Below are 14,291 nucleotides of genomic sequence, written 5' to 3'. Positions count from 1 at the left end.
TTCTTTGTTCGAAGCTGTTCCATAAGTTCATCCGTGGTAATCCTTTCTTTTTTTAGGTTATCCTCCATGATCTTGCCGTCCTTAATGAGCACTGTTGCTTTGCCGTCGAATAGGTCTCTTGCCGTTTTGCTTTTCAGCTGTAAAAGTAAAATCCCTAAAGAAACAACGGTCCAAACCGTCATCGAAACCAAGCCCAGATACCAAGTGGACTCCAGATCCAACGAAACGTAAGCTGCAAGGTTGCCGATCGTGATTCCGGTGATATACTCAAACAATGAAAGCTGTGATACCTGTCGTTTACCCAATATCTTCGTTAGGACAAAAAGAACCCCCATAGCCAATAACGTTCGCAAAGCGATTTCTACCCAATCCGGCATAATATCACCATTCCTTTCCAATCACATTAATCGACAAAAGTTAATATGTCCCTATTCCATTATTTTCATTCATTTCCATTTGAAAATTTTTCTAACGTATGCTTTTGTTGCGAGACGGAAATATTAATTTGAGTATTAGGAGAATGTAAGCATCTATTCCTATTACCCCTGAAACATTATCCTATCCTAAGGTAAAGGAGGTGACATTCCGTGACAGTTGCTTCTCAAGTGAAAACGTGCGTAGCATCTTTAAAAAGTGCTCAGGCGAGTCTGGAACAATTTGCTTTGGAAACACAAAATCAAGAAGCAAAATCGCTCTTTACGAATGCGGCCCAACAAACCCAACAAATCGTGCAGCAAGTAGCAAGCCGCGTACAACAGTTGGAAAATGAAGAGCCTCAATATAAGGGGTTTTAAGAAAAACAGACAAACTATGAATATTGAGGACATGGCTTGTCTGTTTTCATCGGTGAACAGATTAGAAAAGAGATCAAACCCTACAAGTTGAGTAGGGTTTGATCTCTTTTCGCCACTATTCATTTGTTTAGACAGCTAACCTTGGATAATCCTAAACACTGCCGCCCCCATCGCCACTGCTAAAGCTGACAGTATCCAAGTTCCCCCTCGGCCCAACGCACGCCCATGGCTACGGCCGCCAAATGATGAAGGTTGGAATTGAATGCCGATCTTTTTTCCCCATTCGCTTCCCTTGGGCGCTGTCCTATTGGAGTTGCCGAAATCATTGTAAGATTGTTGTATTCGATGGTCAGGAAGCTTTTACTGGAGGCATCAATATCGGGGATGAATATACCGGATTAAAGTCGAATGTCGGCTTTTGACGCGACACCCATATTCGAATAGTGGGTTAACCTGCAAACGAACTGCAAGCAGTCTTCGACGCCCATTGGAATATCGCGCCTTACTTTGTGCCAGATGCAGACATTATTATGGCGATTAAAGCAGCTTTGGTTCGCGGTGTCCGAGTGCGCTTAGTTCCCCGCCACGTGGTATCGATCATCGTTGGAGCTGCAAGTCGGACCTACTATGGAGAACTTTTGGAAGCCGGGGTTCATATCTACCTCTACAATAAAGGCGTGTTGCATGCGAAGTTAATGATCATTGACGGAGAAATTGCCGAGATAGGCTCCTCAAATGTTGATTTAAGAAGCTACCGTCTGAATTATGAAGTGTGCGAAGTTGTGTACAGTTCTGAAGTAGCACGAAAACTGGCGGAACAATTCGAGCATGATCTTGCGGACTCCATTCCCTTACGGATGGAAGTCCCGCCTCAACGCACGCATTTGCAGCGGATTCTCGATCAAACGGCGTGCTTGCTTTCACCAATCATTTGATGAAAGAGGAAATGAAAAGTTGTTTCTTCAATTCTCAATTGAGTTCTTGCTAGGTTTTGTAGGATTGTCCATCATTACAAAGATGTTAGGGAAAAACCAATTTAGTCAAGTAACACCGTTTGACTTCATTTCAGCTATTTTTTAGGTGAAGTCGTTGGAAATACTCTATATGACATGCAACTGTCTACCCTATGCTGTATTCTTTATTCTTATGGAGGTCATTTTATGTTAGCTATTAAACGGCAGGCCAAAAGTCTTGGAAATAAGAAGTTGGATCGATTAACCCTGTGCCTTAATTCCGATAGTAGCATAATTACCCAATAGTTGGATTTCGTGCCGAATCAACTTATAAAAATATGGAGACTTAGTCCCTGGGCATCCGTTGAGCTGCTAAAAAAATAAGAAGTATCAAACCCATATACCCAAATAGCGGATAAAGATAAGTAAGTAAGGAGGTGAAACCGGCTTGACTAATCAAAAAACTAGCAAGTAATATGCCAAGAACTAACCAACTTTTAGGAAGATTATATAGACTTTGGATTTGACGAGAAATTCCGAAAACATTGCCTATCAATGTGGTGAATATTTCTCCATAGATTACGAGCAAAAACAATACATGAAAAAACCGCCCGAAATCTCGAATAATCTCGGCCATCGGAATATCGTATTGAAGAATCTCGGGCTGACTCCCATAAGAAGCCCGAATAATGGTATGAATTTTCTCTCGGTAGGCCGGTCCGGTGTGTTTGAATTCTTTAATCAAATCCCGTAATGTTTGTTCATTAACAACCGGGAAAATGACATCACGAATTACTCCATCTGGATTATTGATTGCGGACTGCGCCATGTTGAATAAAATTCCATACTTATTGCTTACCTTGCGTAAGTCATTCAGAATTTCCTTTTCGACTTTACGTTCTGCTCTTACTCCTATCCGATGGACGATCTGAATAAGCAGCTCGATCAAATTGTCCGTTATTTCCATGCTTCTTAGCCGGAAGAAGGCGGCCAACAGTGTATAACGGATCGGATCAGGATGCCGGCGAAGTTCCCTGAGATCCTCTGTTGCGGTCCGCTGTCGGTACTTGGTCAATACTTTAAGAGGGATATCACGAAACAGATCATCCGGAAGTTCCAGATTTCGAATCGTTCGTAGCTTGCTTACTTCTCTTAACACACTTTCAACACCTGGTTTGCCTGGATCGGACTTCAGCTCTTGAAAAGAAAGAAGTCCCTCGTCGCTGCTTGAACCGCCCTGTTCTTCATCCAGAAATGCGATGCGCTCTACAAGTGAATCCAATTTAGACAAAGACGACGTGGGCATCTTGCCCAGTGTGGCTTGGAAAAATTGCTCTTCATATGTACGGATTGCCGCTCTAATAAGTCGCTCGATGCGATCGGGCGTAGGCGGTACAACTTTTATCTCCCGAAATCGCCGGTATACAATCTCAACCAAATGTTCGAAGTCGTGATCCTGGAATAACACATTTTTGCATAGCCAATCGATTACCTCTTCAGCATCTTGGATGGTATCCTCACGAAAGCCGAAAAACTCTCTGATTTGTGTTCGGTGATAGGTAATGGATCGGCCAGCCCAATCATATTGTGCATAGAGCTCTGCCGGTGTTTCGATCTGCTTCGCAATGTATTGAATGACCGCTTTGGGCACTTCGAATTTATACGTGGGGAACCTCGCCTCGTATTGGAAAAACTTAAACAGTACCGCAAATCCCATACGAGTCTCCCCAGATTTGTTCCCGACTTGCTGCATTTCGTTTGGAAGAAATGTAAAATGCTCGATTAACTCATCCAGTTTCGCTTCACATGATCCCCTCCGAGACAAATCCAGTATACAAATGCATTCTTAATGAGACAATATGGGAATAAATGCTTTGAAGTTCATTTTACAAAATTAAAGACGGAACTTTATGAGGATGCGGTGAGTTAATGCAAAAAATTTCGGTGTTACAGTCATACATGATCATATTGCTTTCAGTAGGATTGCTTAACCATGTTATCATCATCCCGTTGCTGCTCGGTGCATCGGGACGAGATGCCTGGCTTGTGGTACTTCTTGTATTAATCTGTTCGCCAATATGGGTTGGCATTCTGAGTATTATCCTAAACAACATGAACGGCATGCATGTTAGGGATTGGTTAACGAAACACTTCGGAAGATTTTTCTCAGCAGCCTTAATTGTCCTATACAGTGTGCTTGTATGGCTTATGGGGTTCATTTCTTTAAAGGATACTACAACATGGACGATTGCAACGTATATGCCTCAAACACCTCTGCTTGTTCTTACTGGAACAACGCTGATCGGATGCATTTTTGCGGCATTTCAAGGGCTTCGCACCATTGCAATTTTAAGTGGAATATTGTTGCCTTTTGTTGTTATTCTAGGCGACTTTGTCATGGCTGCAAACTTTCAGTTTAAAGACTACACCCTGCTTTTGCCTTATCTCGAAAACGGAACACCTCCAATTTGGAAAGGTGTTCCCTACGCGGCTGGGGGATTGTTGGAATTGATGGTGCTTACCTTGTTTCAGCACAAGTTAACAAAGAAGCCGGGTTTCAAAAACTTAATGATTATGTGCATCTTACTATGCGGACTTACGATAGGTCCTTTAATGGGTTCGATTTCCATGTTTGGGCCTGATGAGGCAGCACATCAACGATATCCCGCATACGCACAATGGAGGATGGTTCGACTAGGCGAATATGTCGAGCATGTTGATTTTTTCTCAATATACCAATGGCTATCCGGTATGTACATTCGAGTTTCTCTTTCGCTGTATCTCTTAAGCGAATTGTGGAAAATGCAAAAGTATAGGTGGTTGCCTATGTTTCTGGGCGCTTTACTCATGCTGGCTGCTACATTGTTGCCAATCAGCGATATGCTTTTTCAAGATCTGCTCAGCCAATTTTACTTCCCTTCGTTTTGTATCTTTACCTTGGGGGCCATGCTCGTTTATGTCGCGCGAATATTTATTTCAACAAGAAGTAAAAGGAGCACGTGAAGATGATCAATCTTTTCAAACATAAATGGATAAATCACATGAAATCGTCGACACAAAAAGGGACTCCTGATACGCAACCTCTTAATGAACAAGCACTTCTTCAACAGTTCCAGATGTGTCGTGATGTCAAGCATCATGTTTATAAATTAGTAGCTGGCGACGATCAATCAAGCATCGTTTTGCTGTATTGCGATGGATTATGTGACAATCAACAACTCATTCAGGATGTAGTGCTTCCTCACTTGACTCGGTTTTACGAAAATCACGGTTTTCATAAGAATCAGGAACTTCTTGAGTCGAGTCAATTACAGCTTGAGAGCATTTCCTTCGAGGAGTGGGAGCAGAAACGGACATTTTCGAAGGAAAACTGCTATTGTTTATTTCGGCGCTAACTTCATTGTTCTCCCTCGACATATCGAAAAAACCGGCACGCCAGCCCGAAGAATCCAATATCGAAGTCTCCATTCGTGGGCCGAAAGACGGGTTTGTTGAGGAACTCGGTGTCAATGTTGCGTTAATTCGAAAACGAATCAAGTCAACCAGCATGGTATACGAAACGAAAACCGTAGGTGTCCGAACAAAAACAACCATTGCAATTTTCTATATGCAAGACATTGTTGATCCGAAAATTGTCCAAGATATTAAGGCGAAATTGGATCGCCTTCACATTGACGGAGCATTCAGCGCCACTCAACTGGAAGAGCTAATGGAACCGACCAAAGCTTTGTTTCCTTTGATGGGCTATACGGGAAGACCAGACTTTGCCGTTAACTGCATGCTGAATGGACGTGTAGCGCTGATAGTGGATGGTACACCAGCTGCTTTGATCGCTCCGGCCAATTTGTTCCTGCTCCTGAAAACGCCAGAAGACATCCACTATACTGCTTTGTCTGCTACGTTTGGACAATCGCTTCGTTTGCTTGGATTATCCGTATCACTTATGCTACCCGGTTTTTGGATCGCAATTCTTGCGTATCATCAAGATCAACTACCCTATTACCTTCTTGCAACACTTGGCGTCAACCGGCTAGGTATTCCTCTTGGCGTGGCAGGGGAAATGTTTCTCGCGCTCATCTTTTTGGAAATATTGCGGGAAGCCGGTGTTCGATTGCCCTCCGCGGTTGGGTCTACAGTTACGGTAGTAGGAGGGCTCATTTTAGGGGATGCAGCCATTCGTGCAGGATTTTTGTCCCCCAGCATCGTCGTCATAGGTGCAATTACGCAAGTATTCGGTTCAACTTTATCCAGCCAGTCACTATCTGGGACAATAAGCATTTTGCGCTTTTTTCTGTTCGCTATGTCATCGATTTTGGGGATCTATGGTTTCTTACTTGCGTTGTTTATCTTAATAACTCACTTAGCCTCTTTACATTCATGCGGTTTGCCTTACCTGGCTCCGGTTTCGCCTCCATATAAAGATTTCGCCAATGCCTTGTTTCGATTACCTTGGAAATGGCGGAAAACCCGCCCTGACATGCTAAACACTCAAGATCCCACACGCCAAGGGGAGGGTCAGCAATGAACGTATACAAATGTGCCGCTCTTCTCTTGCTCCCCTGCATTCTCACCGGATGCTGGAGCAAATATGAATTGCAAAACATGAATTATGCAACGGCTGTTGGAATTGACTATGTGGATGGTCAGTACATCATTTATGCGCAAATGCTCGATTTCTCGACAGTGGCAAAATTGGAAGGACAGCAGAAAGCGGAACAGCCCCCGGTCTGGATCGGTAGAGGAAAAGGTATCTCGTTTACAGAAGCAGCGAATGATTTATACAGCACTTCGCAACAAAGGTTAAACTGGGGACAAATCTCTGCAATCTTGTTTAGCGAAAGGTTATTGAAGGAACGAAAAGTCGGTGAAGTGTTAGAACTGATTAACCGATATCGTGAGATCAGGTATTTAGCGTGGGTGTTCAGTACGCGCGACCCTCTCGACGAGATCTTGCTTGCGACTTCATTTTTCAAATTATCGCCAAAAGCATCGATTCTGCATAACCCCGAACAGAATTATCGGCAGCGTTCTATCCTCGCTCCGATCCGTATTCAAAATTTTGTAATGGATTCAAACGAAAAGGCGAAGATAAGCTACATACCAGAAATTTCTGTTCGAAAGGATCAGTGGAAAGAAAATGAAAAACCGCACGAGTTGCTTAGATTTTCAGGCATACAAATATACGATAAGGACAACTACTACGCACGCATGAGCCTCGAAGAAATAAAAGGAATGCCATGGCTGAATAAACATACAGTTCGGATGCCCATTAACTTGTTTACTGATAACAAGCTTGTTGCAGTTCTCGTTGCTGAAAAACCCGAATATGATGTCAAACCATGGGTTAAATATGACAAAGCATATTTCGATATTTCCATTAAGGTGAAGGCTGGAGTAAACGAGCTACATGCAGAAATTACGGAGCAAGAACTTACGCAGATGGCTCAAAAAGAAATTGAGCATCAAATTAGGCATACCTTTCAAAACGCGTTCGAAAAGAAAATAGATATTTATAATCTGGGGGAATCTCTTTTTCGCAAGAATCCTTATGAATGGACACGGATTGCATCCGGGACTGTGCTAAACAAAGATTCCTTACGAAATATCAATGTTAATGTACAAATCGTGTACTCTGGCAGGTATAAACTTTCACCTTGATGTTTGAGTGATTTACTTTGCGGGTGGTGTCAGCTTCGCTGGTACTACCCCAAAAAGAAAAAAGCAGCGCCGGTGAAGGAGCTGCGATCATTGTTTTCGATTAATTATAACTGGCACCGGGCGAAACGAAATAGACGCCGTGGCAACAGCTAGAATCGCTCATTGATTTCCTCGTATTCCTTCACTCGCCGGTAAAACGTAGGCTTTTTCATACCGATCCGACGCATAGCCTCCATCGCGGAAAGCTGGCCAGCTTTCCATTCCTGGTACGCTTCCACAAACTTTTCGTCGATCTCCTGCTTGGGCCGACCGAATATAACGCCGTCCGCCCGGGCAACCTCGATCCCTTCCGCCTGCCGCTGCCGGTTCTTCTTGCGCTCCTGCTCGGCCACGTATGCCAGCAGGCTTAAAAATTGGTCTTCCATCACTTTGCCGAAATCGCCCATCGTTTTAAACTTCCGGGAGTCGAACAACGTTTCGTTATCCAGGCATACGATGTCAGCGCCGACTTCCCTCGTGATGTACTTCCACTCGGTAATTATGCCATCGTAATCCCGGCCAAGCCGGTCCAGCGCATCAATATACACCAAGTCGCCTTCCCGGATCATCAGACGCATAGCCTGATAGCGTGGGCGGTCGAAGTCCTTGCCGCTCTGCTTATCGACAAAAATAAACCGATCTTCAATGCCCAGCTCCCGAAACTTGACGAGCTGCCGTTCCGGATTTTGATCCTTAGCCGACACACGGCCATATCCCAGCTTCATATGACTTTCTCCCCCATATTCGTCTCAAAATATCCATGTCGAATGTGAAACGTCTCTAAAGTTATTTTAGGATATTTTGAGACGTAAATACAGGCATTTTTCCCGCGTATCAAAAAGCATGCTTTTCGAGACGTACTTCATTTTCGATAACTACTAAACAGGGAACAATTACAGTTCCACTAATGTCTCCTACCCAAAGACCTGCTAATATTGTCTGAGTATCTAAACGAGCTAGCGCCCCCCGAAACATGGGGGGTTACATATTGCCTACATGTAATCAACGTATTTTGTTAGGGAATCACAAAAAGCAGGTCACAATTGGAACCTGCTTTTCCTGCCATTCAACTTTGTATCCGTTTTTAAATAAGGTGCTACAAATAAACGATTTCCACTTCAACCATCTAGGGTACCGCCAACCAAATGCGAAAATTGTACGTTAAGAGCTTAGTGGACATAGATTTTCTGATATACCGACTACGTTAGTGGACATGAACAGCCGTTTTCCAGCACTCTCATGTCCGATAATGCCAATTAGCGGTCATATTAATTAGCTATGGTGCCGCCAGCAAAACGCGAATTTACTACGTTAAGAAAACCAGCGTAGCTGTCACAGCCCGCAAAGTGGTTACCATCTGTTTCCATACGTTTGCCCCTTGGTGACACGAACGCTGGTATAGGCTTAGCGTACAGAAAATACATGGTTTTCAGGGCTTTCGATCCTTAGCGTACAAAATCCGCATTATGTTGGCGGTCGCCCATCTAGTAATGATGGCTTTCTTCGGTAGCTATGGCAATTGGTTTTGTTTGTTGAACTGTGCCATACGGATGTTGAGGTGGTGCATAAATAGAGTAAAGTTTAATTGGCTTATTACCCGTATTGGTTAGATTGTGCCATGTTCCAGCAGGGACCATGATTGCAAAATTTTCAAAGACCTTTTCTTGAAAATCTAATCTGTCTTTACTCCTACCCATTTGAAAAAGTCCTTGACCTTCTTCGATGCGTAGGAATTGATCGAGTGCCGGATGAATTTCTAAGCCGATATCTTCCCCAACATTGATACTCATCAAAGTAACCTGTAAATGTTCTCCTGTCCATAATGCGGTACGGTAGTTACTGTTTTGCTTTGCAGCCTCTTCAATATTAATTGCAAATGGATTTGGCCCATAGTCCTTTAATGCAATGTTTCCGTAAAAGTGATTTCTTTCATAGCAATTATAGGCATAATCGATAAAACAAGGGCTACCTTGGTTACTCCAATTGTTGAAATGCCAGTTGTAATACATCGGATTAAGCCATTGATGATGATAGCTTGATTGGCGGTACAAATGCATTCTCCTTTCCTGTTTCATTACTCTCCTTCATCCTATGCAATTGCCTACTTAGAGGAGTGTAAAATGGGCGGAGCTGTTTTGTTTCCATTATTCGTAATCTGACGGTTTTTTTCGCCGGCAGAGCAGTCTGCGATCGTTCGTTTTTACAGCGAGACCCACTTGCTTCAAGTTGGCTACAGGAGATCCATTCTACTAAAAACCCCGAACATTACAAACCGATAAATGGAGACGGATCGACGCGCCGCCCATTTACAAAGATTTCAAAGTGCAAATGCAGGCCGGTGCTTTTGCCCGTGGAACCGCACACGCCGACCACATCCCCTGCCTGAACGATATCCCCGACCTGAACAGTCGTCTGTGACATATGCGCATACGTAGTCTTAAAGCCGCCGCCATGGTCTACCCAAACAAATAAGCCGTAGCCTTTACTTTTATCGTTTGCATCCTGCCAACCGGCAAACACAACCTTACCGGCTTTGGAAGCCGGAATGCGTTGCCCGGCCTGACAAGCAAAATCGATGCCCTCATGAGATGCGCCCGGCTTGCCGGTCACTGGATCGATCCGGATACCGAAACCGGATGTGACTTCACCGGAAACCGGCCGTGCAAAGCCGCTTTCGGATGGTTCAATCACTTCAATCGGAATAAATCCTTCGGTCACGTAGAGTCTTGCATACATCATCACTTCCGCTACATAATCCTGACTGTGATTGTAGGCAAAAATGGCACGTTCCAGGTTGCCGGTCGACGCGCCGTTTTTGGCTAAATAGTTCGCGGCGGAAAAGATGGAGTCTTGCAGGCTCCACATACTCGCCCGGCCGTCACGGTCTGCATCCACACCATACCCGGCGTACCGGGCGATCATGGCCAAGCTCGTTTTTTCTTCTTCGGTAAAACTCCCCCGCCCGGCACCGTAGCAAGATGGATGCGACCAACCTACCCACGTACACGGCATAAACTGCATATGTCCCTCTGCTCCGACGCTCGAAATCATTGGCTGAAGCGTAGAAAATACCGTCTCGACGCGATGATGCGCGGCCAACAAATTCCAAGGAACGCCGTACCTGGCTTCCGCCTCTTTATAGATTGGAATATATTCGGCCGGTATTTCACGTTCCCCAACCGGCGAGATTGACCCTCCTAAAAAGCCGTATCCGATACTTCCCCCGCCCATGAACAACAGCGGAAAAAGAAACATCCCGCATAAGGCGACAACGAGCAGGATCGGAATTGCTGCGATCAGCCATCCCCATTTTTTCATTCCGGAATCGCCCCCGATCCCGGACGAATACCGACATCATCAACCTTCCATTTCCCATCAACCCGTTTGAGCAACACCACATAAAGCAGCAAGCCATCTTCATTCTTACCGTTTATATCGGTATGGGTCACTGTTACATCCACGTTGTACCATTGCTCGTCTGCTTTCAGCTCGGCCGGTGTCCATTCGGCTGTGACATAATCGGTCTTCGCGCGAGAAAGCGTTCCCCGCCGCTGAAACGATGAAAGCTGCTTATAAAAGGAATCGGTAATATAGGGTTTGGAGCGATCCACGTAAGCGTCCGGCTGTTTGCTATCGAACGGCACATACGCTTTCAGAAAATCCGGAAGAACGGCCTGTGCGCTACTTACCGCTTCCTCGGTAATAGGTGGTGTTTTGCTTGTCGTTTCCTCTGGCTCCGGCTGAGCCTCGTACTGGTATACGTCTCCTTGTTGTTTATGGACCGCAGCCGGTTTGGTTTCTTTCGGCTGCGCGGCACGTCTTCCGGAAAACAATGATCCGATAAAAAGCGCGATCAGCAGCAGACCAATGATAATACTGAACCATGTTTTAGCCCGATCAGGAAGCTGTGGGGAACGCGCCATTAGCTCTCACGCTCCCCTTCGTCCTCCTCTAAGGAGGCATTCTTCGACGGCAGTTCCGTCGCCCCGGTTCGGGGGATAAGGTTATCCTGTGAAGTCATCGGAGCTGCTTCATGCGAAACGAATGGCATCTCCAATGATTCCAATATGGCTGATCCTCGCGCCGTCCGGAACGAATCGGAACGGGCCTCGGACTTGGTCTGCCTTCTACGCTCCCCTCCCTGACGTCGGGAGTCTAATGAAACGACCTCTGGCGCTGCTGTTCTCGTTCCATGTGGAATAGCTTGGACATATTCAGGAACGGCCGAAGGTACGGTTCTCCCCTCCTGCTGCGCCGGTTGCTGCATTGTCTCATGAACTGGTGCCGATGCATTCATGGGTTGCGGCGGCGTCGCCATTTGCTCCCTTGGCTTGTCCATCATGGCTGAAGAAAGACTTGTATTAGGCAGGGCGGCACGGCCCTGCTCTCGATGAACCGCCTCACTTGCTGTCAAATCGGGTGTAGTGATCCCATCCGGCGCTATCGGCGTGTTGGAAGCAGTCCGGGTATGAGCATAATTCCTACCGGATACGGCTTGTCCGCGCCGCGCAGTCATTGCCGCCCTGCCCATACCGCCCTTAGATAGACGATAGCGAGAAGGATTTCTGCTGCCTCTCGCCCCTGCAGAAGCCATCAACATCGGCAAAGCTTCTCCGGTACCCGGCATTTCGCTTGCCGCTGCCGCCTCTGCTGCCGCTGACTGACCGCCAGGATGCCACGACCCTGCGTCAGATAAACGAGTGAGCGGCATATCGATAATATCGGGGTCGCGATCCGCCTGCTTGCTATGCGGCACGACTTGCGATCCGGGTGAAACAATTTCCGCATCGGCGTATACCGTTTCGTCCTTTTCTTTACCTTCATCATCGTGCATCGATACGTTTTCAAGCGATTCGCTTTTGTTATCGTCGCCCATCGCTCCATCTGCGGCAGCACCGGCGACCGCCGCCCCTTCCGGACCGGCAACCGCTGCACCCGCCGCTTGCGCAGCCGCCTTAGTCGCTTTACGTTTCATTTCGCGGGCGGTATTACTCACATGATGGTCAAAGTTCGATACCTCATGGGCCACGCTGCGGATTAAACTGTTTCCTTCCATGAGAATACGCATAAATCGCTTGCGCAGTACAAAAATAAGCAACAGCACAATAAATTCCACAAAGGCCGTCGCGAAATAGCCGATGCTGTCAGAATTGCTGACTTCATATACGATGGCCGACATGGTGAAGACGACTAAAGCAATGACGGACACCGCGATTTTCAACAGCAGCGGCAACGCCAGTTCCTCGGTATATCGGCGGAATACGCCTCCCCCGCCCGGAAATGCAGCAATCACCATATAGAACGGCGCAGCAACCGCAATCGTCAAAAACCAAAACTGGAATAGAATGAGCAGCAATGCTAAAGCGAAAATCGGTATCGACGTAATGCCGTTGACAATCGTATACAGAACGGTAAACACGAGCCGATCCGGAACCATTGAATAGGTCATCATCATATTGGAGCGCTTATTTACTTCAGTTCTCTCAACATACTCTTGCCGGTCCTCGCCTGGCGGAAGCTTGAGCAGCGCATTGACCCGATCTTTTCCGACTGTGCTTTCGTCATCATTGCCGTACTGCATATAGAGATAAGGCCGGTGAACGAACAGATTCCACATATTTTCACCAAGGCCGCTGGTCGAATCACCTTCCTTCCCTTCAAACAAACCGGAAGACGCACCGATGACATGACCCGTCAGTTCGGTTGTAATATTGTTCGCGCCTTTCAGAACCGTGCCATAGTTCGTGAAAAAGAACAGAGCCGCCACCAGAATGATCACGCTTTTTGCAACACTGCCGGTCGCCTCAAGCTGCGCATGTTGAAAGAAATATTTATAGACAAACATCAAGCCTACACTTACACCTATGGCTATAAGAAAATCACCGTAAAGCCCGTATTGCTCAAAATGAAAATTGGAGATGCCTGTAATTTTTTGAACGACACCTTCGATCTGTTCGATGATCCGGTTGATCACATCGAAATGGTAGGCGTAGTTCAGGACCGTGAGCATCATGTTCGTCATGTACACATTGACCTTGAACAAAATGTTAACAACGAAATTCATGCCCTCATAGAATTGAGCCAGCACGGTATCCTTAATGGCGTCGCCGGAAATCCAACTCCCGATGGTCTTGAATGGGTTTTTGAAACCTCCACCGTCGTCGTCTTCACCCGGTTGCTTGCTTGTTACATCGATTTGGTAATATGCCTTGGAACCGTCGCTAGTCACCTCATGTTTGGTATCAAACAAATTATCAGATATGCCCGTACCCGTGTTTCCGGTTGCTGCACCCGCCGCCGTTACCGGCAATAAGAGGAACAGTACCATCAATACCAGGAAGGGCCGCAGCCGTTTCATCAGCCCTCACCTTCTTTTACATATTTGTGAATGTAAACACCATCCTTCGGGTTCTCGACTTTTTGTTCTGCTTCCTCGGCTTTTAATTCACGTATTTTCCACTCGCCTTTTTCTTTCTTCATTTCCAGGAAGTCTTTAGCGTTTCCATTATGGTTTGGCAAATAATAAATCACTTCATAATGTAACACTCCTTTTTCGCCTGGTTCCTTTTCAAACCGATAAATACTGTAACGTTCTCCAATCTCTTTAAATCTTCCTGGAAACGTAAGCTCGTCTTTCTCTAAAATGCGATAGTGCGGTTCTTCTGGAGAAAGAATTTTCCGGAAAAGCTCGTCATCTCCATCGACTGACGCTTGAACATATTGCAACGCTAGGTCATCCGCTGCTTTTACATCAGCCGATGGCTTGCCGCCGCTGGATGATCCGCATGCGGCCAACAGCAGCAGCGCCCCGATCAGCATTCCTATGAATAGTCCTTTTCGCATTTGT

The 14,291-nt window shown here is 45.9% G+C and carries 14 protein-coding genes and 1 pseudogene; 7 read left to right on the top strand and 8 right to left on the bottom strand.

The window, feature by feature from the left end:
* Positions 1-377 (bottom strand): DUF421 domain-containing protein (locus PCH05_RS24585; protein ID WP_164766791.1); only part of this gene is annotated, 377 nt, incomplete at its 3' end.
* 210 nt (positions 378-587) lie between these two features.
* On the opposite strand from PCH05_RS24585, the gene PCH05_RS24580 reads away from it, so the two are divergent.
* The 3 genes and pseudogenes from PCH05_RS24580 to PCH05_RS28125 all read left to right on the top strand — a co-directional run.
* The gene (locus PCH05_RS24580) at positions 588-794 is read left to right on the top strand and encodes a DUF1657 domain-containing protein (protein ID WP_127606900.1); all 207 of its coding nucleotides are present in this window, start codon (positions 588-590) and stop codon (positions 792-794) included.
* Positions 795-1,258: 464 nt separating this feature from the next.
* Positions 1,259-1,729, top strand: a complete 471-nt coding sequence (locus tag PCH05_RS27795; RefSeq protein WP_307719583.1) for a phospholipase D-like domain-containing protein — start codon at positions 1,259-1,261, stop codon at positions 1,727-1,729.
* Between the two features lie 19 nt (positions 1,730-1,748).
* Positions 1,749-1,939, top strand: a pseudogene (locus tag PCH05_RS28125) (DUF421 domain-containing protein); the annotation flags it as partial.
* A 154-nt stretch (positions 1,940-2,093) separates the two neighbouring features.
* Here PCH05_RS28125 and PCH05_RS24570 read toward each other — a convergent pair.
* Complete coding sequence (locus PCH05_RS24570; protein ID WP_164766790.1) at positions 2,094-3,572, bottom strand: DUF4158 domain-containing protein; 1,479 nt, start codon at positions 3,570-3,572, stop codon at positions 2,094-2,096.
* 104 nt (positions 3,573-3,676) lie between these two features.
* Between PCH05_RS24570 and PCH05_RS24565 the strand changes: the two genes are divergently transcribed.
* The 4 genes from PCH05_RS24565 to PCH05_RS24555 are packed head-to-tail and all read left to right on the top strand — an operon-like array spanning position 3,677 to position 7,405.
* Complete coding sequence (locus PCH05_RS24565; protein ID WP_076153199.1) at positions 3,677-4,750, top strand: endospore germination permease; 1,074 nt, start codon at positions 3,677-3,679, stop codon at positions 4,748-4,750.
* A 2-nt stretch (positions 4,751-4,752) separates the two neighbouring features.
* Complete coding sequence (locus tag PCH05_RS27440) at positions 4,753-5,142, top strand: spore germination protein (RefSeq protein WP_164766789.1); 390 nt, start codon at positions 4,753-4,755, stop codon at positions 5,140-5,142.
* A complete protein-coding gene (locus PCH05_RS24560; protein WP_246049935.1) occupies positions 5,085-6,272 on the top strand; it encodes a spore germination protein in 1,188 nt (395 codons plus the stop codon). Before PCH05_RS27440 ends, PCH05_RS24560 begins: the two co-directional genes overlap by 58 nt.
* The gene (locus tag PCH05_RS24555; protein ID WP_127606896.1) at positions 6,269-7,405 is read left to right on the top strand and encodes a Ger(x)C family spore germination protein; all 1,137 of its coding nucleotides are present in this window, start codon (positions 6,269-6,271) and stop codon (positions 7,403-7,405) included. The genes PCH05_RS24560 and PCH05_RS24555 overlap by 4 nt, the downstream gene beginning before the upstream one ends.
* 149 nt (positions 7,406-7,554) lie before the next feature.
* On the opposite strand, the gene PCH05_RS24550 is transcribed toward PCH05_RS24555, so the two are convergent.
* The 6 genes from PCH05_RS24550 to PCH05_RS24525 all read right to left on the bottom strand — a co-directional run bounded on the left by PCH05_RS24550 (position 7,555) and on the right by PCH05_RS24525 (position 14,287).
* Complete coding sequence (locus PCH05_RS24550; RefSeq protein WP_127606894.1) at positions 7,555-8,169, bottom strand: recombinase family protein; 615 nt, start codon at positions 8,167-8,169, stop codon at positions 7,555-7,557.
* A gap of 759 nt (positions 8,170-8,928) precedes the next feature.
* Entirely contained in the window at positions 8,929-9,495 is a 567-nt protein-coding gene (locus PCH05_RS24545) for a cupin domain-containing protein (RefSeq protein ID WP_371860583.1), read from the bottom strand.
* 214 nt (positions 9,496-9,709) lie between these two features.
* Positions 9,710-10,762 (bottom strand): peptidoglycan DD-metalloendopeptidase family protein, encoded by a 1,053-nt coding sequence (locus PCH05_RS28055; protein ID WP_127606892.1) that lies wholly within the window; start codon positions 10,760-10,762, stop codon positions 9,710-9,712.
* Positions 10,759-11,367 (bottom strand): YqhG/Tai3 family protein, encoded by a 609-nt coding sequence (locus tag PCH05_RS24535; protein WP_127606890.1) that lies wholly within the window; start codon positions 11,365-11,367, stop codon positions 10,759-10,761. Before PCH05_RS24535 ends, PCH05_RS28055 begins: the two co-directional genes overlap by 4 nt.
* Positions 11,367-13,802: a CD3337/EF1877 family mobilome membrane protein gene (locus PCH05_RS24530; protein ID WP_127606888.1), complete on the bottom strand. Its 2,436-nt coding sequence runs from the start codon at positions 13,800-13,802 to the stop codon at positions 11,367-11,369. Before PCH05_RS24530 ends, PCH05_RS24535 begins: the two co-directional genes overlap by 1 nt.
* Positions 13,802-14,287 carry a hypothetical protein gene (locus PCH05_RS24525; protein WP_094050839.1) on the bottom strand — a complete coding sequence of 162 codons (486 nt, stop codon included), beginning with the start codon at positions 14,285-14,287 and terminating at the stop codon, positions 13,802-13,804. Before PCH05_RS24525 ends, PCH05_RS24530 begins: the two co-directional genes overlap by 1 nt.
* Between the last annotated feature and the right edge of the window lie 4 nt (positions 14,288-14,291).

The organism is Paenibacillus chibensis, from assembly GCF_004001045.1.
In the GTDB taxonomy this organism is placed as follows: domain Bacteria; phylum Bacillota; class Bacilli; order Paenibacillales; family Paenibacillaceae; genus Paenibacillus_AQ; species Paenibacillus_AQ chibensis.
Note: the sequence above shows the minus strand (reverse complement) of the source record. Positions and strands in the feature narration are given on the sequence as shown.

Excerpts from the sequence above, each read along its gene's own strand:
- PCH05_RS24530 (WP_127606888.1), bottom strand. The coding sequence starts at position 13,802 with ATGAAACGGCTGCGGCCCTTCCTGGTATTGATGGTACTGTTCCTCTTA.
- PCH05_RS24535 (WP_127606890.1), bottom strand. The coding sequence starts at position 11,367 with ATGGCGCGTTCCCCACAGCTTCCTGATCGGGCTAAAACATGGTTCAGT.
- PCH05_RS24525 (WP_094050839.1), bottom strand. The coding sequence starts at position 14,287 with ATGCGAAAAGGACTATTCATAGGAATGCTGATCGGGGCGCTGCTGCTG.
- PCH05_RS27440 (WP_164766789.1), top strand. The coding sequence starts at position 4,753 with ATGATCAATCTTTTCAAACATAAATGGATAAATCACATGAAATCGTCG.
- PCH05_RS24565 (WP_076153199.1), top strand. The coding sequence starts at position 3,677 with ATGCAAAAAATTTCGGTGTTACAGTCATACATGATCATATTGCTTTCA.
- PCH05_RS24550 (WP_127606894.1), bottom strand. The coding sequence starts at position 8,169 with ATGAAGCTGGGATATGGCCGTGTGTCGGCTAAGGATCAAAATCCGGAA.
- PCH05_RS24555 (WP_127606896.1), top strand. The coding sequence starts at position 6,269 with ATGAACGTATACAAATGTGCCGCTCTTCTCTTGCTCCCCTGCATTCTC.
- PCH05_RS28055 (WP_127606892.1), bottom strand. The coding sequence starts at position 10,762 with ATGAAAAAATGGGGATGGCTGATCGCAGCAATTCCGATCCTGCTCGTT.